We start from the raw sequence: 23,008 nt of genomic DNA, 5'->3' as shown, positions 1-23,008 counted from the left end.
ATGCCTTGGTGGCCCCGCCCGCCCCCGGGTGTGCCCGGCAGTCTCCATGCGTCACTGGGACGACTTCGGGAACGTCTTCGTGATGCAGTGCAGGGAGCCCTGACAGGGGATGAGGGTGTCCGAGGGGATGGGCACGACCTTCACCGCGCCCGCCCCGAACTCGCGGTCCAGCGCCCACTGGTAGGTGGCCAGGGCCTCCCGCTCCTGGCCGTGGTGCCGCCAGGCCTGGGAGGGTGGGACCCAGCGGTACACGGGCACGGCCATCACGTCCCCCAGGCGGATGGAGTTGAGGTACGTGGCCCAGACGCGCGTGTTGGTGCCATCACACTCGCGGACGCGCTCGGGCGTTCCCCTACAGCTGCTGCCTTCGTCCTGGCAGTAGGGGGTGGGCATGGGGATGCGCACGACGTCGTAGCCCAGGTCCGCGAGCCGCCGAGCGTTGCGGTCCAGGATGGCGGCGTTGAGGGCGTCGTCGCGTACGTCGTAGCGGCCCACGAGCACGGTCTTGGGGGACAGCACCGTCATCCACATGTCGATGTGGTCGATGACGTTGCCCTGCATCGACTCCAGGGTGACGACGTCACAGCCATGGCTGCGGCCGATGACCGCGTCCGTCTCCGCCTCGCTGTAGCACCAGCCCGCGAAGCAGTTCTGACGGTTGGTGGCGTCCCGGGCGCGGAAGCAGCGGCCGGCGCCGTCCGTCAGCAGGTTGCCTCCGGACAGCACCAGGGCGGGCCGGTCCACGGGGACGCTCCAGAGGCGGGCCAGGTCGTCCGGCACGCGGTCGAGATGGTCCACTTCGAGGGTGGAGCACTGACGGACGGCCATGGGGAAGTAGACCATGTCCACGAACCTGCGCTCCCCTCGCGGCCCGGCCACGACGTCCGGACCGAAGTCGCGGACCCAGACGTCCTCGACCTCCACGTCCACCAGGTCGATGCCCCGTTGTTGCTCCTCGGTCGCGCCCGCCTGGGTCAGGCAGTCGCGCACCGTCGGGTGGAGCGACGCGGCCGCGAGCACGTGCACGGGGATGTGCCCTGCCGCGGTGAGCGCCAGCGCCGTCTGCTCGGGAGGACCGCACTCCGGGCCACGAAAGGCGAGGAGCAGTCCGCCGTCGGACTCGGACTCCGCTGGGAAGCGCACGCCATCGGGAGACGGGGTGAAGCCGTAGCGCTGCGGGAGGCACTCCCATTGATAGGACCGGGAAGGCGTCGTCGCTTCCAGGCTGGCGCGCAGGGCCTGCTGTTGTTCATAGCGGTTGCTTGGGGCCTGGGGCGCCGCCTCTTCCACAACCTGTCCACAGCCGATGCTCCACGCCGCGAAGAACATCCAGTGCAGTCGCCTCGTCACGTTCCGGCCCGGTCCGCGAGGAGCGCGGCCCGCGACCCTGGATGGGTCCGGGGGCTCCTCGCGAAATGATTCCGGTGGGAAACGCCCGGTCCGGTCCTCACGGCGAGAAATACTTCCTATGCGCAAGCAATTCACCGTGGACCGATATGGCCGGGCACCGGATGCGTTCCGGAGGGCCGGTGTTGGCGGAGGGGGGCAGGGGGGGCGGTAGATTCGCGGGCCGTGAGGCCCGAGACGAAGTCCCCATCACGCGAGCCGGGCCTCGAAAGTCAGCTCATGCTGGACGGGGTCCAACGGCTTTCCAGCGAGACAGGCGGCTCCTGGTGGCGCCCACGTACTTCCTGGGCGCCGCCTCTGTCATCCCTTTCAATGGCAATAGGTCCAGAGGGTGATGTGGCCAATGCCAGGTCAATAAACCCAGCATCCGTCGGTGGAATTTTCTCCGGTTGATGCAATTAAATGCAATTAAGTGACTTTGACGTGAAATTTCACTCTCGGTAGGGATCAGGCGTCCCGGCAGTCGCATTTCCGAGCGAGCTGGGACGTCACCCCTGCATGGAGGCGATGTGATGAAGCGTCAAAGCCTGTTCCTGGCCTTGTTGGTGTTGCCGCTGCTGGCGTGCGGCGGCATGGACGTGCCGTCGGAGGAGACGACGTCTGAAGTGGAAGTGGGCAGCGTGGAGTCGCAGCTGCAGCCCAACTGGGCGTCGTGCAGCGGGGACATGGACTGCCAGTCCAATCGCTGTGGCTGCAACGGGGGCACGACCCGCGTGTGTCTGCCGAGTTCGGCGTATCCGAAGCAGTGCGCCAACTGGACGGCGTGCAGCAATGACTCGCACTGCACGTCCAACTGGTGCGGCTGCAACGGTGGTCAGGTGATGGTCTGCCTGCCGAACACCAGCTATCCGAAGTACTGCACCTGAGCCGTCCGCGCCGCCGCCCGCCGTCCGGGCGGTGGCGTGTTTCCCCAGGGGCTCGCGGCTTCAACGCCAGACGTTCGGGTGGGCCCGGACGAAGGATTCAAAGTCGCGAGGGGCCCGGCCGGTGACCCGGAGCACGGTGTCCGTCACGCGGTCCTCCGCGCCGTCCCGGATGGACGTGTCGAGCAGCGTGAGGAAGCGCGCGTAGATCTCCGGCATGCCGGAGGCCTGAAGGTGCCGCTGTGCCTCCTCCGGCGTCGCGTGCACGTGCCGGATGGAGCGGCCCGACACCCGGGACAGGATGGCCGCGAGGTCGTCATAGCTCAGCGCCTGGGGCCCGGTGATGACGTGCGCGGTGTCATGGGACGCGGCATCCGCCAGCGCCCGGACGCCCACCGCCGCGATGTCCCCCGCGTCCACGAAGCCCACCTGTCCCTGGCCGGTCGCCGTCACCAGTGCGCCGTCGCGCTGAAGGCTGACCGCATGGTGGTGGCCGGGGCTGATGAAGTTCTGCATGAACCATGACGGCTGGAGCACGGCCCACTCTGGCGCGTGCGTGCGCAGGAAGTGGTGCACCTGTCCCAGCCCCGGGCCCTCCTCCGGCACGGCGGACGCGGAGAGCAGGACGACCCGCCGCACGCCGCCCGCCAGCGCGCGCTTCAGGACGGAGAGCATGAGGACGGACGGGTCCTCCACCAGCGCGGGTGCCAGGGCGTACATCCGGTCCACGCCTTCGAACGCGGCATCGTGCGTGGACGGATCCGCCCAGTCGAAGCGCACGTGCTCGGCGGCGGTGATGGGCGGCCGTGTGTCGCGCGTGGCGGTGCGCACCGTGAAGCCCTCCGCCGTGAGCCCTTGCGCGATGGGACGCCCCGTGTTGCCGGCGGCTCCGATGACGAGGACGCGCGTCATGCCTGCTCCCGGGTGAAGGACTCGAAGGTGCCGCGGGGCGCGGCCAGCGGGTTCCAGTACTCGCGGTAGTGCACGATGCGGCCGTCGCGCGCCTGCACCCGCATCACGTAGTCCTGTTCGTAGGGGATGTTCCCGGGCTGCAGCGTCGCCGTGCCGTGGACCTCCATCCAACCCGTCGTTGAATCCACGCCCGGGTACCGCTGGACGTTCGTGAAGGTGAGCCCCTGGAAGTGCGTGATGATGGGCGCGAAGTAGGCGCGGATGGCCTTGATGCCCTCCAGCCGCGACGGACTGCCGAGCGAGGGGGCGTAGGGGAACTCGACGACGGCGTCGTCCGCGAAGAGCGCCAGCCAGCGCTCGACGTCCGTGGCGATGAGCGCGAGGTGCGCGTCCATCAGCCGGACCAGGTCAAGGGAAGTGCGGTCCATGTGCGGCCTCCAGCAAGAGGTGATGGACCAGGAATAGGCCGTTCGTTATGGACGCTCCATGTCACTGCGTCCAAAAGAACTGTCTTCGAGTCCAATGCCCCCGGACGGAAGGACCGACGTGGTCTCCGACGTGCTGGAGACGCTGCGGTTCAAGACGCTGCTCTTCGGCCGCTTCGAGCTGGGCGCGCCCTGGGCGGTGCGCATGCCCCGCAAGGCCAACGCGTCCTTCTACGTGGTGGCGCGCGGAAGCCTGCGCCTCCAGGTGGAGGGCACGGCGAAGCCGGTGTTCCTGTCCGCCGGAGACGTGGTGCTGCTGCCCCGGGCGCCCGCGCACGTGCTGGATGACGGCGGCCGCCGCGCCCCTGCCGCCAGCGACTTCGTCCCGTCGCAGATGCTCCGCCCGCCCGCCACACGGCTGGGTGGAACCGGGCCGCTCACCACGCTCATCACCGGCTGCTTCCAGTTCGGCGCGGACCCCACGCATCCGCTGCTGCGGGCCTTCCCCTCCATCATCCGCCTGTCCACGCAGGAGGGGCAGGGGACGCCCTCGCTCGCCGCGAGCGTGCAGCTCATCACCGCGGAGACCGCCCTTCCGGGGCCGGGCAGCGCGCTGGTGCTGGGCCGGCTGGCGGACGTGCTGCTCGTCCACGCGCTGCGGGCCCAGACGGCGCTCGGGGGAGGGGGCCAGGCGGGATGGAAGGCATTGGCGGATCCCGCGGTCGGAAACGCGCTCGCGTTGATGCACGAGCAGCCCGGCACCCCGTGGACGTTGGAGCAGCTGGCTCGGGCCGTGGGCGTGTCGCGCTCCGGGTTCGCCGCGCGCTTCCACGCGCTGGTCGGGGAGACGCCGCTGCACTACCTGTCCAACTGGAGGATGATCCGCGCCGCGCGCTGGCTGCGTGAGTCCACCGACAGCCTGGACACCATCGCGGAGCGGGCTGGCTATGAAAGCGGGCCTGCCTTCAGCAAGGCCTTCAAGCGCCGCTGGGGCGTGGGGCCCGGCGCCTATCGGCGTGCGCCCGTGGACAGCGTGGCTCGCGCGTCAGACTTCAGCGCGAGCCACGGAGCTGGGCGTCAGTAATAGCAGCGCCAGTAATCGTACCCTTCGCCGTCGCAATAGCAGAAGGCATGGCCCACGCCCCCGGGGCGAATACACGTACGCGGGTTGGCCCCAGCGGACGGACAGGACATGCCATCCAACACCTCGCACTCAAGCAATGCCGAGGAGGTGACGTCGGCCGCCGGCTGGTTTGCCGTGTCATCCACGGTCGCGGGCTCCATGGCGCCACCACAGCCAACGAGCAGACCCAACATCAACGCTGAAACAATTCCGCGCATATGTCCTCCAGGTTGAGAGTCATTGCGAGGGTAGCACTGATTTGCGATTAAGCTCAATATTCCGTGCAATGTGTCAGCACGTCAGCATTGCGTCTGGGATGGTGTCCTGACAGCCCCTGGCGGAGAGTGGAGTCTGGTTGGGTTGGGAGCCGGGCCTCTTCACCTGTCAGGAGTTGCTAGCTGTAAAGCACGTATACTCTGAAAGGTCGCACTTCCCCCTCCAGGAGTATCCCCCCCATGCATCCGCGGCTCCATCGCTTGTTCTTCTCCGTCACCTCCTCCCTGGCCGTGGTGTCCACGCTATGCGCCGGAATGACTGCTTCGGCGGATGCGCTGACGGGAAGCCAGGGCGGCGCTTCAACTACTCGGTGGCGATGTTCCCCAGCGGGCAGGGCACGCTCGCGTCGTGCGCGGCGGGGGCGTATGACCCGCGCTTCAAGAACCTGGCGTCCAACCTGGTGGCCTATGAACTCCAGGGCACCATCATCCGGCTGGGTCGGGAGTTCAGCGGCAGCTGGATGCCCTGGTACTCCGGCAACGGCCAGCAGGCGAACTTCGCCGCGTGCTTCCGCCGCATCGTGACGGCCATGCGCACGCAGCAGCCGAACGCGGGCTTCGAGTTCGACTGGAACCCGAACTACGACATCTCCGCCGCGGACCTGAGCGCCACGTATCCGGGCGACGCGTACGTCGACTACATCGGCCTGGACATGTACGACCAGGGCTGGAACGGCGCCTATCCGATTCCGGCGGGCTGCACGGGCTCATGCGCGCTCACGCGGTGGCAGTCGGTGTGGAACGCGCAGTTCGGTGGCGACGGTGAGCCCGGCGACGGTGACGCGTGGCCAGTCCTTCAACGTGACGGGCACCGTGACGTCCTCCACCGCGCGCACGCTGGTGGTGAAGTATGAGATCCGCAACGCGACCGGCTCCGCGCTGGCGACGTCCACGGCGTACACCAACCAGGCGTTCACGGCGGGGCAGACGCGCGGGTACACGTCCGCGTTCGTCATCCCCACGTCGCTGAGCGCGGGCACCTACCGCGTGGACACGCTCGTCTACTCGGCGGACTGGTCGCAGACGCTGCTGTACCGCAACGACACGACGTTCACCGCGAACTGATGGGGGGACGGGACCTTGCAGGCGATGCCTGCTCCAGGGCTCGCTCCATCGTCTCCGTCCACTCCAGCAGGCACGAGGGGTCGACCACGAAGGTGACTTCAGCGCGGGTCTTCACGCTGGAGTAGTACAGAGTGAAGGCCGGCTTGTACGGGCCGCAGTTCATGTCGTCGCGCATCCCGACCTCCATGGTGCAGGTGGCGTTATGTCCCTCCGGCTCCAGGTCCACGCCGAAGTCCTCCTGGGTGTCCTGCCAGCGGTGCAGATGGTCCAGCAGGTCCTCCATGCGGTCCCGCAGCACGACCACCTGCGGGAGTCGGAACGCATAATCCTCGACCACCTTTCCGGCGGGGGAGGCGTCACGGGCGAAGTCGGTCCCTGTCGTGCGCAGCTCGAGGAGCAGGCACTGCTCTCCGTTGATGCGGACCGGGCGCAGGATGGCGCCCTCCAGGGTGTCGTAGCCAGCGTTCGAGGGAAGGCGGAAGTTCATGCTCAAGCCTGCGCCCTGACGAGGCTCACTGCGCGGAACTGACGGGCGTCACCAGCAGCCGGACCGCCTCTACGACGGAGCGGCGCCGCCGGCGGAGCTCCGCGGGCGTGGGCGGGGTGGCCGTGGCGCAGTAGGACAATGGGAAGGCCCACGCCTTGGACAGCGCCAGCACCAGCGCCAGCAGCTCGTCCGCCGCGAAGTGCTTCGACACCAGCCCCTCCTTCTGTGCCTTGGCGATGGCGGCCGCCTTGTGCTGGTTGTTGCGCGCGACCGGCTCCGGGATGTCCACGGTGGGGCCGTGCTCCAGCTCGTACCAGGTGGCCAGGCGCAGCACCTGCGGCCGGGCCTGGAAGCCGTCGAACAGCCGCCCCGCGTAGGCGGGCAGGTCCGCCGCGTCGATGGGCGTCTCGCGCGCCACCTCCGCCACGTGCGCTTCGAAGACCGCGTCGAACAGCTGCTCCTTGCTGCCGAAGTACGAATAGATGAGCGCCTTGTTGCAGCCGGCCGCCGCCGCGATGCGGTCCACGCGCGCGCCCGCGATGCCCTTCTCCGAGAACTCCGCCGCGGCCGCCTCCAACAAGCGCTGCCGGGTCTTCTGCGCGTCTCCAGCCATGCCCACCCACCATGCCCCAGCCCATTCCGGGTTGCACCCTGTCAGGAGGGCCAATATATCCATGTAACCAACTGGTTAGTTGAAAGGATTCCCCGCCATGAGTGCGACCCCTGAGGCGTCCCGTGTCTGGCTCATCACCGGCTCTTCCCGAGGCCTGGGACGCAGCTTCGCGGAGGCCGTGTTGGCGGCCGGGCACCGGCTGGTGGCCACGGCGCGCAAGCCGGAGCAGCTGGCTTCCCTGGTGGAGCGTTACGGGGAGCGGGTCCGCGCGGTGGCGCTGGACGTGACGAGCCCTGAACAGGCGAGGGCCGCGGTGCGGACCGCGGTGGAGGCGTTTGGCCGACTGGATGTGGTGGTGAACAACGCGGGCTACGGCAGCCTCGCGCCCATCGAGCAGGTGACGGACGAGGACTTCCGCTCGCAGCTCGACACCAACCTCTTCGGCGTCCTGAACGTCACGAGGGCCGCGCTGCCGGTGCTCCGCGAGCAGCGCTCCGGGCACATCATCCAGGTGTCGTCCGTGGGAGGCCGCTTGTCCACGCCGGGGCTGGGCGCGTATCAGGCCGCGAAGTGGGCGGTAGGGGGCTTGTCGGAGGTGTTGGCTCGGGAGACCGCGCCCTTCGGCGTGAAGGTGACGGTGCTGGAGCCGGGCGGCTTCCGCACGGACTGGGCGGGCGCGTCCATGACCATCCCGGACTTCCGGCCGGAGTACGCGCCCACGGTGGGCGTGGTCGCGCAGCACATGCGTTCGCGTACGGGCAAGGAGCCGGGAGACCCGGACCGCGCGGCGCAGGTGCTGCTCCAGGTGGCCGAGATGGCGTCGCCGCCGCTGCACCTGGTGCTGGGCAGCGACGCGTTCGAGCTGTCCCAGCAGAAGCTGGACGCACTCAAGGCGGAGGACCAGAAGTGGAAGGACCTCTCCGTGTCCACCGACTTCCCGGAGGCCCGCGCTCCGGCCCCTCGCCTTTGACGGCTACCAGAGGTTGCGGCCGTCCACGAACGTCACGCGCACCGCGTCCAGGTTGAAGTCGTCGAACAGGCGCGCGTTGAGGCCGACCTTGAACTGGCCCGGCACGGGCGCGTTGTTCTCCCAGACGGGAATGTCCGACCACGTCCCGCAGCCACACCTCTGGCAGTGGTGGTGCACGACGGGCGCGTTGCGGTCGTACGCGCCCGCCTGCTCCCGGCTCGTGAACTTCACCTGCTCGGTCGGGTAGTAGGCCCAGAGCACGCCGCGCTTGGAGCAGAACGTGCAGTTGCAGCGGGTGAGGTCCCTGGGGGGCGCGGCCGCTTCAAACCGCGTCGCACCGCAGTGACAGCTTCCCTTCAAGGTTCCGGTTTCGCTCATCCCGCCATCATCCGGAGCGTGGCATTTCCTGGAAGCGCGGTGCGCGTACGGTGTTCGTGCGCCGACGCTCGCGCCGTGAGCACGGGTGCCTTCCGCCTGTCTTGACAGGTCTGGGGGTAGTCGTGAGGATGCAAATCATTATCAACTTTGAGCCAAGAGACGGGGTCGCGCGGTGGACGCGATGTTGAGCCTCGCCGCGCTGTGCTTCTGCGTGTCGGCGGTGTCGTGGATGGGCGTGGGGGGCCGCGCGCGGTGGATCGCGGCCGTGCCGGGGCTCGCGTCGCTGGGGTGCTGCGTGGGCGACTTCGGGTGGGTGGCGGGGCTGCTGGTGCTGCTGGTGCTGGCGATGACGGCGGCCTCGGCGCTGGTGCTGGTGCTCCCGCCCTGGCCTTCGCGTGCGCGCACGTTCGCGTGGGTGAGTGGCGTGGCGGGGCTGGTTCCGGTGGCGCTGATGGGCGTGGGCCGATGAGCGCGGGCCGAGGTGACAAGGCGGCGAACCACTCCATCGCGCGGACGCTGGCGACGGTGCTGGGGGCTCCGCTCGCGGCGTTCGCGGTGGGCGCGGCGGTGATGGCGTTCCTGCCGGGGCCATGGGCCTTCGCGGTGGGCTTCCACGTGGTGCTGCCCGTGTGGGTGGGGCTCGCGTGCGCGCTGCCGCTGGCGCGGAATGGCCGGGTGGCGTGGGGCGTGTGTCTGGCGGTGGTGGCGCCGGTGGCCGTCGCGCTGCTCGTACGGGGGCCGCGATGAAGCTGTCGCCCCGGACGTTCCGCATCCAGTTCGACCTGCATGCGTGGGCGGGCGTCATCGCCAGCCTGTTCCTGTTCGTCATCTTCTTCTGTGGCGTCTTCGCGATGTTCCGCGAGGAGCTGGAGGTGTGGCAGGAGCCCGCGCTCCACATCGCGCCGCCCTCGGAGTCACCGCCGTCGTTCGACCTGATGCTCGAGCGGGTGCGGGAGCAGGGGCCGCTGCCGCGTGGCTCTCATGTGGGAATGCTCACGCACGAGGAGACGCGGTTCATCACCGCGTACCTCTTCGAGCCCACGGGGATGCGAGTGTTGTGGCTGGACCCCGTCACCGGCACCGCGTTGCCGGAGCGCAGCCGGCTGGCGAGTGAGCTGTACTGGATGCACTTCTTCTACCGGGTGCCCTGGGGGATGGAGTTCTCGGGGCTGGTATCGGTGGCGCTGCTGGTGGCGCTGGTCAGCGGCCTGTGGATCCACCTGAAGGACCTGCGCGCGCAGTGGTGGCGCTTCCGGCCCACGGTGAAGCCGCGCTTCTCCGCGTCGGACGCGCACAAGGTGCTGGGCGTCTTCGGGCTGCCGTTCACCGCGATGCTGGCGTGGACGGGGGCGGTGCTGTGCCTGGCGGGGCTTGCGGCGCAGGGCTTCGGGAGCACGGTGTACCGGGGGCAGGTGGACCGGGTGACGAAGCTGCGCGGCTACAGCGTGCCCGTGCGGGAGGCGGCGGGGAAGGACGCGCCCATGTTGTCGCTGGACACGGTGGTGGACCGGGCGCGCGCGTCGGTGCCGGGCGCGGAGGGCACGCCGCGCTACGTGGAGCTTCACAACCACGGCGATGCGCGCGGTTGGGCGGGCGTGTACTTCCAGTTGGCCCCGCTGGGGCCGGACCACTTCGCGCACGTGGACAGCGTGAGCGGGGAGACGTTCGGGTCGAGCGTGGAGTCCCGCACGCCGAACTTCACCTTCGAGCGGCTGCTCTTCGACCTGCACGCGGGCCGGTTCGCGGAGGCGCTGATGAAGCCGCTCTACGCGCTGCTCTCGCTGGCGATGTGCGCGGTGCTCGTCACGGGAAACCTCATCTGGCTGGAGCGCCGGGACCCGCTGCGTGCGCGGAGGGGCAACCGCGTGCTGGAGCGGCTGACGGTGGGCGTGTCCGCGGGGCTCGCGTTCGGAACGGCGGTGTACTGCGTCGCGAACCGGGTGTTGCCGTGGGCGATGGCGCGGCGGGCGGACTGGGAGTTCGGCCTGTTCCTGGGCGCGTGGGCGCTCGGAGTCGTCATCGCGCTCGTGCCGCGTGGGTCGTCGCGCAGGGTGGGCAGCATGCTGTCCGCAGTTGCCGCGGTGCTGTTCGGCGCGGTGGTGGTGGGCGACGTCGTGACGCAGGACGCGAACCTGTTCACGGCGCTGTCGCGCGGACTGCCCCCGGTGTTCATGGCGGAGGCGTTCCTGGCCGCGATGGCGCTGGGGTGCGGCGGGCTCGCATGGGGCCTGCGCAGGCGCAAGACGGCGGAGCCTGTGTCTGGTGGCGCCGCGCCTGAAGGTCCCCTCGTCAAAGCGTGAGGCCCGAGCGGCCGCGAAGCGCGGCGGGCGCCAGAGAGACTTCCCAGTTGCGCGGTCGTGAGGCCTGAGGTGCACGATGCGCGCCAGGCCCCAAGTGCCCATGCGGTCCACCTCGCATCCGAGGCGCCGCTCTGTGCACGGTCTCCCAAAACTTGTCCGACAGTCGGACAGGTTCCCGCTGCCCAGGCAGGGCGGCGCCCAGGTCCACGGACTCTCAAAACCTGTCCGACTGTCGGACAGGTTTTTTCGGCGCGCCGCTGGCGGGGCGTCCCGATGGGGTTCTCAGCTTCTCACCCATGGGGACAAGCTGCGTGTCCGTGGGCCTGTCGCTCGGGGAGAAGCCCCGTCAACGCGTGACCGTGGGGCCCGTGGGCATCTGGGAACGACTTGGGGCCCTTGCTGGCGGAGACATGCCAGGCGAGGGCCCCTTTTGGATGCAAGAGGGCTTCAGGTCCTTGCGGCGGCTACCAAGTGTAGCCGACCGTGGCGGACGCGCGGCGGCGCTCGCCGTAGAAGCAGGCCGTCGCGGAGCTGCAGGAGGACACGTAGGTCTTGTCCGCCACGTTGGAGGCGTTGATGGCCGCGCGCCACGGGCCGCGCTCGAAGTGCACGCTCGCGTCCACCAGCGTGAAGCCCGGGACCTCCAGCGTGTTCTCGCGGTCCGCGTAGGAGCTGCCCACGCCGCGCACGCCCGCCGCCGCGCCGAAGCCGCGCAGCACTCCGTCCTGGAACGTGTAGTCCAGCCACAGCGACGCCAGCACCTCCGGCACACCCACCGGGCGCTTGCCCAGCTCGAAGTCCGCGCCCTCGGTGATCTCCAGCGAGTACAGCGACGCGGAGCCAATCAGGCACAGCCCGCGCAGCAGCGTGGCGTTGGCCTCCACCTCGAAGCCTCGCGAGCGGACCTCGCCAATCTGCAGCTGGTTGAAGGAGCCGTCCGTCGTCACGAAGTTCTGACGCTTCAGCTCGAACACCGACAGGCCCACCAGCACCGGGAACACATCCGGCTGGTACTTCACGCCCGCTTCAAGCTGCTGGCCCTTCTCCGGCTCGAAGAGCGAGCCGTCCGACTTCGTCCCGGCCACCGGGTTGAACGATTTGGAGAAGCTCACGTACGGCGCGACGCCGACGTCGAAGCGGTAGAGCAGACCCGCGCGACCGCTGAAGGCGCTCTCGCTGCCGTCGTAGCTGGACGTGGGCGCGAGCTCGTTGTCCACGTCCATTCCCACCCAGTCATGACGCCCGCTCAGCACCAGGCTCAGCCGGTCGCCGATGCGCAGCTGGTCCTGGAGGTAGACGCCCAGCTGGTTCTGCGTGGACTGGTTCAGCGTGTAGCGAGTCTCCGTGGGCGTGTAGTCGCCGCGCACGGGATTGAGCAGGCCCAGCGGAGCGCCCGCCTGGTAGCCCTGCTCGTCGTTCAGCACGTAGTTCTTGAAGTCCACGCCCGCGAGCACCAGGTGGCGCACGGGGCCGGTGCTGAAGCGCACGTCGCCCTGCGTGTCCACCGTGAAGAGGTTCGCGGTCGGCCGGGTGACGAAGTTGCCGCGCGACAGCCGCGCGTCCGCCGGCTCACCCACGTAGCCCACGCCGTAGAGCGTCTGGAAGTCCAGGTCCAGGTGCGCGTAGCGCAGGTTCTGCCGCAGCGTGAAGGTGTTGTTGAAGCGGTGGGAGAACTCGTAGCCCGCCCAGGACTGGTTGCGCTGGAAGTGGTCCAGGCTCTTGTCGCTGGTGAAGAGGTCGGTGGGGATGCGGCCATAGGGCGCGTCCACCACGGTGCCCACGTAGGGCAGGAAGTTCTGACCCTGCGTGCGGTCCGCCATGAAGCTGCCGTGCACCGTCAGCGCCGTGTTCTCCGACGGCGCCCAGGTGAGGGCCGGCGCGATGAAGAGCCGGTTGTTGTCCGTCTCCTCCACCTGCGTGCCGCCGCCGCGCGCCAGCGCCGTCACCCGGTAGCGCCAGTGGTTGCCCGAGTCGATGGCGCCGCCCAGGTCCACGGCCGCGTAGCCGTTGGCGAACTCGTTGACGCTCAGCTCCACGTGCCGGATGTGCCCTTCCACCGGCGGACGCTTGCCCACCATGTTGAGCAGGCCGCCCGGAGACGTGCCGCCGTACAGCACGGAGGAGGGACCGCGCACGGTCTCCACGCGCTCCAGGCCAAAGGTCTCCAGGCGCCAGGTGGCGAAGCTGCTGGAGTACAGCTGGAGCCCGTCCAGGAAGTAGCCGCCCTCCTGGGACGTGAAGCCGCGAATCAGGAACCAATCGTTGCGCGGATCCGCGCCGAACGTGTCCGAGCGCACGCCCGGCGTGTAGCGCGTGGCCTCCGTCACGGACTGCACCTGCTGCGCGTCCATCTGCGTCCGGCCCACCACCGACACCGACTGCGGCGTGTCGCCAATCGCCGTGTCCGTCTTCGTGCCGCTGCCGCTGCGGCGCGCGGTGTAGCCCAGCACCGGACCGTTGGCGCGCTCGCTCTCCACCACCACCGTGGGCAGATCGTAGACGCCGTCGTCCATGGGAGCGGCGTCAGGCGCCGGGACCTCCGGAGCCGGAGCCGGCGCTTCTTGGGGCGCGACGGGCTCCTGCGCCAGGGCAGGGGAGGCGAGGGAGATGGAGGCGCCAAGCAGCGCCCCCGGGACGAGGCGGCGCGGACGGCTGCGGAACGGAGTGGGCATGTTGAGAATGATTTGCGAAATCAGGGGGCCGTCTCGTAACACCCGCCCCCTGAGGCGGCAAGCCGGGAGTCGCCCACGCCCTCCCGGTCCTCGCCGCGCCACACCGGATGTCTGCTTTTACGGCCCCGGGTATGTGTCTACCCGGAGCCGTCTTGCCCAGCTCTCCGGTGGCCCGGGCTTCAGGCGCGCTCGACGCGAATCTTCGCGGGGAGGCCGTTGAGGCTGGCCTCCTCCACCGTGCCGGTGAGCCCCTGGGGGCCCACGTGGATTTCGGAGGCGAGCGTCTCGCGAGCAATCTCGTCGCGGGCCGCGTCGACGACGCGCTTCACGCGGTCATCGCCGTCCACCCACAGGCGGATGCGGTCGGTGTAGCCCAGGTTCATGTCCTTGCGGGAACCCTGCACGCGCGCCAGCAGCTCGCGCACCAAGCCTTCGTCCACCAGGGCTTCCGTGAGCTGCGTGTGCATCACCACCACGCCCACGCCTCCGCCCGCGGCGGCGTAGCCCGGCTGCGCCTCCACCAGCGTCTCCAGCTCCTCGGCGGGGAAGACCATGTCCTCGCCGCCCACGTTCAGGGCGACCTTGCCCGTGGTGAGCAGTTCCTGGTGCAGCGCGCGGCCATCACCCGCGTCGAATGCCTTGCGCACCGGCGCGAGCTTGGGGCCCAGCCGGCTGCCCATGGCGCGCAGGTTGGGCCGCACGCGGTAGCGCACCACGTCCGCCTCCGGGCTGCCCGGCTCCACCAGCTTCACGGTGTGCACGTTCAGCTCGTCGCTGATGAGCGCCTGGTACACCGCCACGCGCTCCGTCAGCTCGCGGCGCGACAGGATGACGTCCGCGCGCGACAGCGGCTGGCGCACCTTGAGGCGGTTGTCCGTGCGGACCTTGAGGCCCAGCGACACCAGCTCGCGCACGGCGCCCATCTCCGCGGCCAGCCCCTCGTCGATGAGGCTCGCGTCCACGTCCGGGAAGCTCGCCAGGTGCACGCTCTCCGGCTGCGACGCGCCCCACGGCTTGCCCACCAGGTTGCCCCACATGTCATCCGCGAAGAACGGGATGAAGGGGGCTGACATGGCGGTGATGGTCGTCAATGCCTCGTAGAGCGTGAAGTACGCGTCCTGCTTGTCCTGTTCGAACCCCGGCGCCCAGAAGCGCTCGCGGCTGCGGCGCAGGTACCAGTTGGACAGCGCGTCCACCAGCGCCACCATCCGCTGGGCCGCGTCGTACACCTGATAGGTGTCCAGCGCCTTGGCCACGTCGCGCAGGGTGAGCTGCACCTCGGAGAGGATCCACCGGTCCAGCACCGGCCGGGCCTTCACCTCGCGCCAGCCCTGGCTCTTGCGGATGGCCAGCCACGGGGCCTCCGCGCTGGACGCGGTGCCCTTCGCCGGGTTGAAGCCGTCGATGTTCGCGTAGATGGTGAAGAACGAGTAGACGTTGCGCAGCTTGACCTGGAAGTCCTTCTGCAACAGCCGCACGTTCGCCAGCGAGTGGCGCGTGTTGGACCAGGTGGGGCTGGCCGCGTAGAAGAACCACCGGAACGCGTCCGCGCCGGGCGCCTTGGTGGCGGGGTCCTTGAGCACGATGCGCTCGGTGGCCGCAAGCCGGGGCACCTCCACCGGCATCACGTCCACGCCGCGCGCGGAGGGCTTCACGTCCAACTGCTGGAGCTCCTGCGGCGCCAGCAGCACCACGCGGCGCTTGAGCTTCTTGTGTACCTTCAGCGTCACCGTGACGGGCTTCTCCGGCCGGTCCGGGCGGAAGAGCAGCACCTTGGCGCCCTCCTGCGTGTCCAGGCCCTCCAGGTCCTCGCGCGCGATGAGCGCCACGCCGGGCTCCGCGGGGACGCCGGCCTCCGTGGCGGTGAGCACCGCGAAGTCCATGCGCACCTCGTCCAGGATGATCTCCGGCGGGGTGTAGTTGCCCTTGGACTTGGACTCCTTCTTGCCCTCCTTGTCGGAGACGTGGCCCAGAACGATGCAGCTCTTGTACGGCATGGGCCACTCGCGCTTGGGCGTCAGGCCCATGCGCTTCTGCGTCTCCTCGTCGAAGAGCAGCGTGCTCACCATCAGCAGCGAGTAGAACCAGCCGCGCGTCTGGTCGATGGCCTCCGAGATGAAGTCCGCCGGGAACGCGCGGTTGAAGATCTCCTTGGAGCCTTCCGCGTGCGGGAAGCCCCACTGCGCGAAGGGCATGCAGCCGGAGTCGAACCACACGTCCACCACTTCGGGGACGCGCTGGAACTTCCCGCTGGCGCCGGCCTTCTCGTACGTCACCTTGTCGATCCACGGCTTGTGGACCAGCAGGTGCTCCGCGTTGGCCTCGTGCGGCTTGCCGGCGAGGAACGCCTTCAGCTCCGCCTCCACGGCGGCCACGTTGTTGCCCGGCTTCTGGCGCAGCTCCGCGATGGAGGACACGGCCTCCGTCTCACCCGTTTCGGAGTGGATCCACAGCGGCAGCGGCGTGCCCCAGTAGCGCTCGCGCGACAGGGCCCAGTCCACGTTGTTGGCCAGGAAGTCGCCGAAGCGACCGTCCTTGATGTTCTCCGGGACCCAGTTGACCTGCTGGTTGTTCGCCTTGGCCTGCTCGATGACGGAGGTGGTGCGGATGTACCAGGCGGGGCGGGCGTACTGGATGAGCGGGTCTTCGTCCGCGCGCCAGCAGAAGGGGTACTCGTGGCGGTACTGCTCCGTGTGGATGAGCAGCCCGCGCTCCTTCAGGTTGCGCTGCAGGTCCTTGTCCGCGTCCTTCACGAAGCGGCCGGCGACGAGCGGCACCTCTTCGGAGAACGTGCCGTCCGGCTTCACCGCGCAGCGCATGCCCAGCGCGTCCGGGTCCTGGAAGCGCGTGGCGTCCTTGCGGTAGGCCTTGTAGTCGTCCTCGCCGAAGGCGGGCGCCGTGTGGACGATGCCCGTGCCGCTGTCCAGCGTGACGAAGTCCGCCGGAATCACGCGCCAGCCCACCGTGTCCTGTCCGCCGTCCTTCAGGGGCAGCGTGGCGTCCGCCTCCTTCGCGAAGTACGTGTCGAAGGGCGGCGTGTAGCGCTTGCCGACCAGGTCGCTGCCCTTCTGCGTGGACAGCACGGGCAGGTCCTTCTTCAGCTTCTTGGCCAGCTCCTCGCGCAGCGCGGCGGCGAGGATGAGCTTGCGGTCGCCCGCGTCCACCGTGACGTAGTCCACGGACGGGTTCACGGCCGCGTACATGTTGGACGGCAGCGTCCAGGGCGTCGTCGTCCAGATGAGCAGCGACGTGTCCGGAGCATCGCGCAGCGGGAAGGCCACGTAGACGCTGGGGTCGTCCACCGTCTTGTAGCCCAGGCCCACTTCGGCCGCGGACAGCGCGGTGCCGCCGCGCGGCCACCACCAGACCACCTTGTGGCCCTGGTACAGCAGGCCCTTCTTGTAGAGCTCGGAGAGCGCCCACCACACGCTCTGCACGAAGCCTCGGTGATAGGTGACGTAGGCCTCGTTGAGGTCCACCCAGAAGCCGATGCGCTGGGTCAGCCGCTCCCACTCCGACGTGTAGCGGAACACGGACTCGATGCAGCGCTCCGTGAAGGGCTCCACGCCGTACTTCTCAATCTCCGCCTTGCCGTGGATGCGGAGCTCCTTCTCCACCTCCACCTCCACCGGCAGGCCGTGCGTGTCCCAGCCCGCCTTGCGCGGCACGTAGTGGCCCCGCATGGTCTGGTAGCGCGGGAACAGGTCCTTGATGACGCGCGTGAGGACGTGGCCGTTGTGGGGCAGGCCGTTCGCGGTGGGCGGGCCTTCGTAGAAGACGAAGGAGGGCTTGCCTTCGTTCGCCTTGAGCGATTTTTCGAAGATGCCGCGCTCCTTCCAGAAGGCCAGGATGCGGCGCTCCTCGGCCGGGAAGTCCATCTCCACGGGGACCGCGTTGAACAGGGGCGAAGGCGTTTCAGGCATGGTGGCCGCTTGATACCACCGGCCCGGCCCCTTGGCAGTGAATCCAGGGCCTTGCGAACCCGCCCGCACGCCGGTGGACAGATTTGTCTAAGCTGAAATCCGTGTAATTCGCGTGTGGGAGGTGGCACCCTGGCCGCTCCCCGGGCAGCCACTGGAGGTCCCGCGTGACGCACGTCCCCCTGAAGCCATCCCTCTTTTGCCTTCTGGCGGCGCTGGTGCTGTGCCTGGGCGCAAGCCGCGCGAGCGCCCAGGTGTCCCGGACGCTGAGCACGCCGGGGCCCACGGCGCAGGCGCAGAAGGTCTACAACCTGCTGACGGACCTGGAGAACAACAGCCGCAACGGCGGGACGAAGCAGACCATCATGGGCCAGCACTGCGAGGCCCAGAAGGAGGCCTACGCGGGCGAGTACTGGGTGAAGGTGGGGGACATTTCTGGCCGCCGCCCGGGCTTCGTGGAGTTCGACTTCGGGCCGGGCAATTACCGGAACACCTACGCGGAAGCGTACGTGGACTACGCGGTGGGCTTCGCGCGCGACCGCTTCAGCTACGGCGAGGGCATCGTGGGGTTCAGCTTCCACATGTCCTATCCGGGCGCGCCGGTGAAGAGCTGGCCGAACAACTTCCGGCAGTCATGGATGGACTCCAACTGGTTCGGCCGGGTCATCAACTGGCAGGCCAACACGGCGGAGTATCAGGCGCTGCTGAGGGACTTGTCCTTCGCGGCGGACAAGCTCGCGTACCTCCAGCAGCAGGGCGTGCCGGTGCTGTACCGCCCCTTCCACGAGATGGACAAGAAGGGGAGTGCGTCACCGTTCTGGTGGGCGAACCAGGACCCTGCTCAGTACAAGCAGCTCTGGAACATCACGCACGACTATACGGGGCTCGCGGGCTACAACAAACCGCGCATGCTGGCGGAGACGGACAAGCTGCCGGTGCGCTGGGGTGACAGCCGCTACGGCACGGTGTCCGAGTTGGACGCGCGCCCGTGGGCCATCTACTCCATCTGGGGCGACTCGCTCGTCTACAACCTGGGCACGACGAGCCCCAATGACTGGAACGTGTCCAGCAACTACAAGGCCATCAAGGACACGTATGGGTATTACAGCACGTACTGGCGCGTGCTGACCGGCGGGAGCAACGCGACCTACAACTGGGGCGCGCTGCGCTGAGGAGCCCCGAGGCTCACCAGTCCGTGGGGCGGTAGTCCTTGAAGAAGTTGCCCCAGACGTACTCGCCGGTGTTCACGGCGGTCATGATGGGGTCCACGACGCGCGCGGCCCCGTCCACGATGTCCAGCGGGGGCTGGAAGTCCAGCTCCTGCGTCTTGCGCTCGGCGAAGCGGGCGGGGTCTTCGTCCGTCACCCAGCCGGTGTCCGCCGCGTTCATGAAGATGTTGTCCCGCGCGTAGTCCGGCGCGGACGTCAGCGTCATCATGTTCAGCGCGGCCTTGGCCATGTTGGTGTGCGGGTGCCGGTCCGTCTTCGTCCAGCGGGAGAAGCTGCCCTCCATGGCGGACACGTTGACGATGTGGCCCGGCCGCGAGCGGTCCTTGAGCATCAGCGGCTTCAACTTCCCGCACAGGATGAAGGGTGCCACCGCGTTCACCAGGTGCACCTCCAGCATCTCCGCGGTGCGCACCTCCGACAGCTTGAGGCGCCAGGAGTTCGTGGCCCGCAGGTCCACCTGCTGGAGGTCCGCGTCCAACCTTCCCTGCGGGAAGAGGGCGTGCGTGTCGCCCTCCTGCTCCATGGCGTAGGGCAGCAGCGACAGCGCGGCGGAGGAGTGGATGCCCAGCGCCGGGTCGCTGCTGCGCCAGTTCGCCACGGGCAGTGACGCGTTGCCCACGTCGCCCGGGCCCAGCGCGGGACGGAGCGCGGCGACGCAGGCCTCGTGGCCCGCGAGCAGTGCGCGCAGCTGGGGGGGCAGGGTGCCCACGTCGCGCAGCTCACCGTCCAGCAGGTGCTGGTAGAAGCCCGGCGGCCGGCGCACGGTCTGCGCGGCGTTGTTGATGAGGATGTCCAGCCGCTCGTGCGTCTGTTCAATGTGGCGCGCGAACAGCTCCACGCTGGGCGCGTGACGCAGGTCCAGGCCGTGCACCTGGAGCCGGTGGGCCCAGTCCGCGAAGTCCGGCTCGCGCGCGTAGCGGTGCACCGCGTCCTGGGGGAAGCGCGTGGTGGCGATGACCGTCGCCCCCGAGCGCAGCAGCATCAGTGACGCCTGGAAGCCAATCTTCACCCGCGCGCCGGTGATGAGCGCCACCTGGCCCTTGAGGTCCGCGCGCTGCGTGCGCCGGGCGTAGTTCAGGTCCCCGCACGGGATGCACATGGCGTCGTAGAAGAAGTGGACCTTGCGGAACTCCACCTTGCACACGTAGCACTTGCGCGGCACCTCCAGCAGGCGCTCCGGCGCGGCTTCCGGGGGCGGCGCGGGCAGCACGGGCAGGGTGAGCACCGGCGCCTTGCGCAGCACGCGGATCTCCGTGCTGGAGCGCACGGCGCGGTCGTTGGCGCGCAGCGCGTCCTTCTTCTCCTTGCGGAGCGCGTTGACCATCCGCGACTTCGTGGCCTTGTCCGGGTGGATGAGCCGGCCCGCGGCGGCCATCAGGGCGTGGTGGTCCTCCTGGGGCAGGTGGTGCAGCAGCGCGCGGTGCTCGGCGAGCGTGCCGAGCAGCGCCGTGGCGCGGCGCACGTCCTCCACGGAGACGTCGGGCGGCAGGGCCGTTTCGGTGTCGGACGGGGGCGGGAGGTTCTCGACGGCCGGATTCTTCACGCCCTGGTGCTTACCCTCCCGGACGGCCCGGGGAAAGGCGCGGCGCGAAGGGTGCCCGAGCCGGCCCGGAGGGCGGCCGGTGGGACACCACGCGGGCGGGCGATGACGCGCCCGGGGAACCGCTCAGGGGGCCTTCCCGGTCGTCCCGGAGGCGGCCGGAGCGGTCCCGTCCCGCTCCAGCCGGACGACGCCGTCGGCCCGGTAGAACTGGCGGTAGAACCAGGCGTTCCGGCTGACGATGTCGTTCAGGATGCGAGTGGACAGGTCCGCGTCCATGAAGCTCCCGGGCGCGGACAGCTGGGGTGAGACCCGGTGCGGGAACTTGAAGTGGTAGTGCGAGTCACTCTCGTGGGTCCGCTGGGTGATGCGCTCCAGGGAGAGCGTCTCCGGCTGCGCGCCCAGCCACCGGAGCAGCTCCTCCGTGTACCCGCTCGGGTCCTTGATGAACGACTCGAAGCGCCAGAAGAAGAGGTTCGCGCGGAGGTCCGGGACGTCGTTCAGGTTCGCGAGCGCCCGGAGCGGCCCTCCGACGGTGCCCGTGTGGGCGAACAGCTGCGTCGCGCGCGCCTCCACCAGGTTCTGCTCCAACTGACCGGGGAAGGTCAGCAGCAGCGTCTTGCGGTGCTGGAGTTCGATGCTCTTGTAGATGTCCCGCAGGTCCCTCAGGCAGACGATCATCTTGAAGTCCGGGTAGAGCTCCCGGAGCGTCTCCACGATGAAGAGCCAGTAGCGGCTCTTGTCCACCGTGAAGGGCTGCTCCGTGTCGCTGGACCAGGCCTCCATGAACGCGCGGGTCGCACGCCCCAGCCGCCGGTAGACCTGCTCGAAGTCCGTGTCGAGCTGCGCGAGCAGCGCGGCGTCCTGGCTCCAGCTCTGCCGCATCGACTCCACCAGGGACGACAGGGGCGAGGTCGGGGTCGCGTGAATCTGGGCGTGCATCCCCAGGATGTTGCACAGCAGCGTCGAGCCGCTCCGGGGCAGCCCGGTCAGGAACACCAGCGACCTTTTCATGGTGAGGCTCCGATGGCGGAGGCCCGGCCTCGCCGCCCGGGATTGTCCGTGACGCACCCGACCCCGGCAAGTCGCATGTTTCAGGTGGAATCCATGCCTGAACCACTGTCTTTGTATTGCGGGATGCCCGCGCTATCCTGGCGAAGCCGTCATAAAGGAGGCGGCCCCCCATGATGACCCAGGACATGATCATCCGTGCTTGGAAGGACCCGTCGTTCCGCGCCACCCTCACCGTCGAGCAGCTCGCCGAGCTGCCCGCGAGCCCCTCAGGCCCGACGATGAATGAGCTGAACGAGGGCGACCTGATGGACGTCGTGGGCGGCGCGCAGGCCGTCAGCCACCGCAACTCCTGTGGCTACATCTGCACCCTCACCACCGAGTGTGGTTGCTGAAAACCGTTGGATGGCGGCGCCGCTCCCTGGCTGGGGAGCGGCCTGCTCTTCCTGAGGCGCGGGGGCTCCGGCTCCCGTGCCTTTTTCGTCTCCGCCCGGAAGTGCCATGCTCCTTGCGGCGCGGGGTTGCCGGTGAATGGAGCGCAGGGCACGCATGCGAGATTTCGTAGGGGCTGAAGCTTGGATGAAGTCGGCGTTCCTCCATGAGCGGGCCCTGTCCGCGGGAGAGGAGCTCGCGGCCGAGGAGCTCCAGCAGGCCGAGCAGCGGTTCCAGGCGTGGAAGAAGAGCACGCTGAGCGATGACACCTCCTTCGAGGAGCGGCTGCGCAGCGCGGGGCTGGATGCCGCGTCGTTCCAGCGGCTGCTCGCCCGCGGCACCGCGCGGACGGACGCGCTGGGGTGGCTGCCGCTCTTGCGCGAGGTGCTGGAGGACGGCTGCGCGGACGTCGTCCTCCCTTCTCCGCCGCCGCCGCCAACGCCGACGCCGGACGCCGGTCAGCGGATGCGCGTGCCCGCCCTGACCCGCCGCTTCCTCCAGTGGGGGCTTCGCCAGCTGAGGGCCGGAGTGGAGGCGCTGGCCGCGCGCCACGGGGGCTCCGCGGAGGCGCTGCTCGCCCCGCGCGCGGAGGCCCAGCTGGTGGAGTCGCTGGACCAGCGGCTGATGAGCCACGCGACCCGGGCCCTGGTGCTGGAGCTCAACGTGGCCCGCATGCGCGGCGAGCTGCGGGGGGACACACCCCAGGCGCGGTTCGCGGACTTCGCCGTGCGCACCCTGGAGGGGCCGGGCCGGCTGGGCACGTTCCTGGAGGAGTACCCGGTGCTGGCGCGGCTGCTGGTGGCGACCCTGGAGCGCTGGCTCCAGAGCAGCCTGGAGCTGCTGACGCGGGTGGCGGAGGACCGGGAGCAACTGGGCGCGGTGCTGGACGGAGGGCGCGCGCCCGGGGCGCTGGTGTCGGTGCGGACCGGGGCAGGGGACCTGCACCGCGGCGGGCGCAGCGTGGTGCTCCTGACGTTCGGCTCCGGCCTGCGGGTCGTCTACAAGCCCCGGTCCCTGGAGATTGAAGCGCGCTACCAGGAGCTGCTGGGCTGGTTGGAGCAGGGCGGCCTGCGCCACCCGCATCGGCGGCTGAAGGTGCTGATGCGCGAGGGCTACGGCTGGGTGGAGCACGTCGAGACGGGAGGCTGCGACACGCGCGAGGCCGTGGAGCGCTTCTACTGGCGGCAGGGCAGCCACCTGGCGCTGCTGTACCTGCTGCGCGCGGTGGACTTCCACTACGGGAACCTGCTGGCCGCGGGCGAGCACCCGGTGCTGGTGGACCTGGAGGGGTTGTTCCACCACCGGCCGTCCCTGGGCGAAGGGGACACGGCGATGCACCGGGCCGCGCTGGTGCTGGACCAGTCGGTGCTCAGCATCGGGCTGCTG

The 23,008-nt window shown here is 69.3% G+C and carries 21 protein-coding genes; 11 read left to right on the top strand and 10 right to left on the bottom strand.

All coding sequences use genetic code 11. The features are described from left to right. Nucleotides 1-51 precede the first annotated feature (51 nt). Nucleotides 52-1,350 carry an agmatine deiminase family protein gene (locus tag D7V80_RS07975; RefSeq protein ID WP_147447014.1) on the bottom strand — a complete coding sequence of 433 codons (1,299 nt, stop codon included), beginning with the start codon at nt 1,348-1,350 and terminating at the stop codon, nt 52-54. A 569-nt stretch (nt 1,351-1,919) separates the two neighbouring features. On the opposite strand from D7V80_RS07975, the gene D7V80_RS07970 reads away from it, so the two are divergent. Beyond that, nucleotides 1,920-2,273: a hypothetical protein gene (locus tag D7V80_RS07970; RefSeq protein WP_014399466.1), complete on the top strand. Its 354-nt coding sequence runs from the start codon at nt 1,920-1,922 to the stop codon at nt 2,271-2,273. Between the two features lie 60 nt (nt 2,274-2,333). Here D7V80_RS07970 and D7V80_RS07965 read toward each other — a convergent pair whose 3' ends face one another. After that, the gene (locus tag D7V80_RS07965) at nt 2,334-3,182 is read right to left on the bottom strand and encodes an NmrA family NAD(P)-binding protein (protein ID WP_120587582.1); all 849 of its coding nucleotides are present in this window, start codon (nt 3,180-3,182) and stop codon (nt 2,334-2,336) included. Next, the gene (locus tag D7V80_RS07960; RefSeq protein ID WP_120587581.1) at nt 3,179-3,610 is read right to left on the bottom strand and encodes a nuclear transport factor 2 family protein; all 432 of its coding nucleotides are present in this window, start codon (nt 3,608-3,610) and stop codon (nt 3,179-3,181) included. Before D7V80_RS07960 ends, D7V80_RS07965 begins: the two co-directional genes overlap by 4 nt. Nucleotides 3,611-3,728: 118 nt before the next feature. Between D7V80_RS07960 and D7V80_RS07955 the strand changes: the two genes are divergently transcribed. From D7V80_RS07955 to D7V80_RS42635, 3 genes are all read left to right on the top strand, one after another. Next, on the top strand, nt 3,729-4,691 hold the full coding sequence (locus tag D7V80_RS07955) for an AraC family transcriptional regulator (protein ID WP_233585208.1): 963 nt from the start codon (nt 3,729-3,731) through the stop codon (nt 4,689-4,691). 559 nt (nt 4,692-5,250) lie between these two features. After that, on the top strand, nt 5,251-5,859 hold the full coding sequence (locus D7V80_RS07950; protein WP_233585207.1) for a glycosyl hydrolase: 609 nt from the start codon (nt 5,251-5,253) through the stop codon (nt 5,857-5,859). Next, the gene (locus D7V80_RS42635; protein ID WP_233585206.1) at nt 5,819-6,070 is read left to right on the top strand and encodes a hypothetical protein; all 252 of its coding nucleotides are present in this window, start codon (nt 5,819-5,821) and stop codon (nt 6,068-6,070) included. Before D7V80_RS07950 ends, D7V80_RS42635 begins: the two co-directional genes overlap by 41 nt. Here the strand turns inward: D7V80_RS42635 and D7V80_RS07945 are convergent. Both D7V80_RS07945 and D7V80_RS07940 read right to left on the bottom strand, forming a co-directional pair. Then, on the bottom strand, nt 6,057-6,557 hold the full coding sequence (locus D7V80_RS07945; protein WP_120587579.1) for a hypothetical protein: 501 nt from the start codon (nt 6,555-6,557) through the stop codon (nt 6,057-6,059). The genes D7V80_RS42635 and D7V80_RS07945 overlap by 14 nt on opposite strands. 25 nt (nt 6,558-6,582) lie before the next feature. Then, nucleotides 6,583-7,170: a TetR family transcriptional regulator gene (locus tag D7V80_RS07940; RefSeq protein ID WP_120587578.1), complete on the bottom strand. Its 588-nt coding sequence runs from the start codon at nt 7,168-7,170 to the stop codon at nt 6,583-6,585. A 97-nt stretch (nt 7,171-7,267) separates the two neighbouring features. Here D7V80_RS07940 and D7V80_RS07935 point away from each other — a divergent pair, with 97 nt between their 5' ends. Next, nucleotides 7,268-8,140: an oxidoreductase gene (locus D7V80_RS07935; RefSeq protein ID WP_120587577.1), complete on the top strand. Its 873-nt coding sequence runs from the start codon at nt 7,268-7,270 to the stop codon at nt 8,138-8,140. A gap of 3 nt (nt 8,141-8,143) precedes the next feature. Here the strand turns inward: D7V80_RS07935 and D7V80_RS07930 are convergent, their stop codons facing one another. Next, nucleotides 8,144-8,518 carry a GFA family protein gene (locus D7V80_RS07930; RefSeq protein ID WP_120587576.1) on the bottom strand — a complete coding sequence of 125 codons (375 nt, stop codon included), beginning with the start codon at nt 8,516-8,518 and terminating at the stop codon, nt 8,144-8,146. Nucleotides 8,519-8,699: 181 nt separating this feature from the next. On the opposite strand from D7V80_RS07930, the gene D7V80_RS07925 reads away from it, so the two are divergent. Genes D7V80_RS07925 through D7V80_RS07915 form a run of 3 tightly spaced genes read left to right on the top strand, consistent with a single transcriptional unit; the run spans nt 8,700 to nt 10,818 of the window. Continuing rightward, entirely contained in the window at nt 8,700-8,987 is a 288-nt protein-coding gene (locus tag D7V80_RS07925) for a hypothetical protein (RefSeq protein ID WP_120587575.1), read from the top strand. Continuing rightward, complete coding sequence (locus tag D7V80_RS07920; RefSeq protein WP_120587574.1) at nt 8,984-9,265, top strand: hypothetical protein; 282 nt, start codon at nt 8,984-8,986, stop codon at nt 9,263-9,265. The genes D7V80_RS07925 and D7V80_RS07920 overlap by 4 nt, the downstream gene beginning before the upstream one ends. Beyond that, on the top strand, nt 9,262-10,818 hold the full coding sequence (locus tag D7V80_RS07915) for a PepSY domain-containing protein (protein WP_120587573.1): 1,557 nt from the start codon (nt 9,262-9,264) through the stop codon (nt 10,816-10,818). The genes D7V80_RS07920 and D7V80_RS07915 overlap by 4 nt, the downstream gene beginning before the upstream one ends. A 464-nt stretch (nt 10,819-11,282) precedes the next feature. Here the strand turns inward: D7V80_RS07915 and D7V80_RS07910 are convergent, their stop codons facing one another. Together D7V80_RS07910 and ileS are read right to left on the bottom strand one after the other, a co-directional pair. Beyond that, nucleotides 11,283-13,490, bottom strand: a complete 2,208-nt coding sequence (locus D7V80_RS07910) for a TonB-dependent siderophore receptor (RefSeq protein ID WP_233585205.1) — start codon at nt 13,488-13,490, stop codon at nt 11,283-11,285. 179 nt (nt 13,491-13,669) lie between these two features. After that, nucleotides 13,670-17,413: an isoleucine--tRNA ligase gene (gene ileS / locus D7V80_RS07905; protein WP_120587572.1), complete on the bottom strand. Its 3,744-nt coding sequence runs from the start codon at nt 17,411-17,413 to the stop codon at nt 13,670-13,672. Nucleotides 17,414-17,577: 164 nt separating this feature from the next. Here ileS and D7V80_RS07900 point away from each other — a divergent pair, with 164 nt between their 5' ends. Continuing rightward, nucleotides 17,578-18,582 (top strand): glycosyl hydrolase, encoded by a 1,005-nt coding sequence (locus D7V80_RS07900; RefSeq protein WP_120587571.1) that lies wholly within the window; start codon nt 17,578-17,580, stop codon nt 18,580-18,582. A gap of 13 nt (nt 18,583-18,595) precedes the next feature. Here the strand turns inward: D7V80_RS07900 and D7V80_RS07895 are convergent, their stop codons facing one another. Beyond that, on the bottom strand, nt 18,596-20,182 hold the full coding sequence (locus tag D7V80_RS07895) for an SDR family NAD(P)-dependent oxidoreductase (RefSeq protein ID WP_120587570.1): 1,587 nt from the start codon (nt 20,180-20,182) through the stop codon (nt 18,596-18,598). A gap of 123 nt (nt 20,183-20,305) precedes the next feature. Next, nucleotides 20,306-21,193, bottom strand: a complete 888-nt coding sequence (locus D7V80_RS07890; protein WP_120587569.1) for a sulfotransferase — start codon at nt 21,191-21,193, stop codon at nt 20,306-20,308. A 170-nt stretch (nt 21,194-21,363) separates the two neighbouring features. On the opposite strand from D7V80_RS07890, the gene D7V80_RS07885 reads away from it, so the two are divergent. Together D7V80_RS07885 and lanM are read left to right on the top strand one after the other, a co-directional pair. Continuing rightward, on the top strand, nt 21,364-21,585 hold the full coding sequence (locus D7V80_RS07885; RefSeq protein WP_120587568.1) for a mersacidin/lichenicidin family type 2 lantibiotic: 222 nt from the start codon (nt 21,364-21,366) through the stop codon (nt 21,583-21,585). Nucleotides 21,586-21,769: 184 nt separating this feature from the next. Then, the coding region (gene lanM / locus D7V80_RS07880; RefSeq protein ID WP_120587567.1) for a type 2 lanthipeptide synthetase LanM at nt 21,770-23,008 on the top strand (1,239 nt) is incomplete at its 3' end.

Source organism: Corallococcus sp. CA054B, assembly GCF_003611625.1.
Classification (GTDB): Bacteria; Myxococcota; Myxococcia; order Myxococcales; family Myxococcaceae; genus Corallococcus; species Corallococcus coralloides.
Note: the sequence above shows the minus strand (reverse complement) of the source record. Positions and strands in the feature narration are given on the sequence as shown.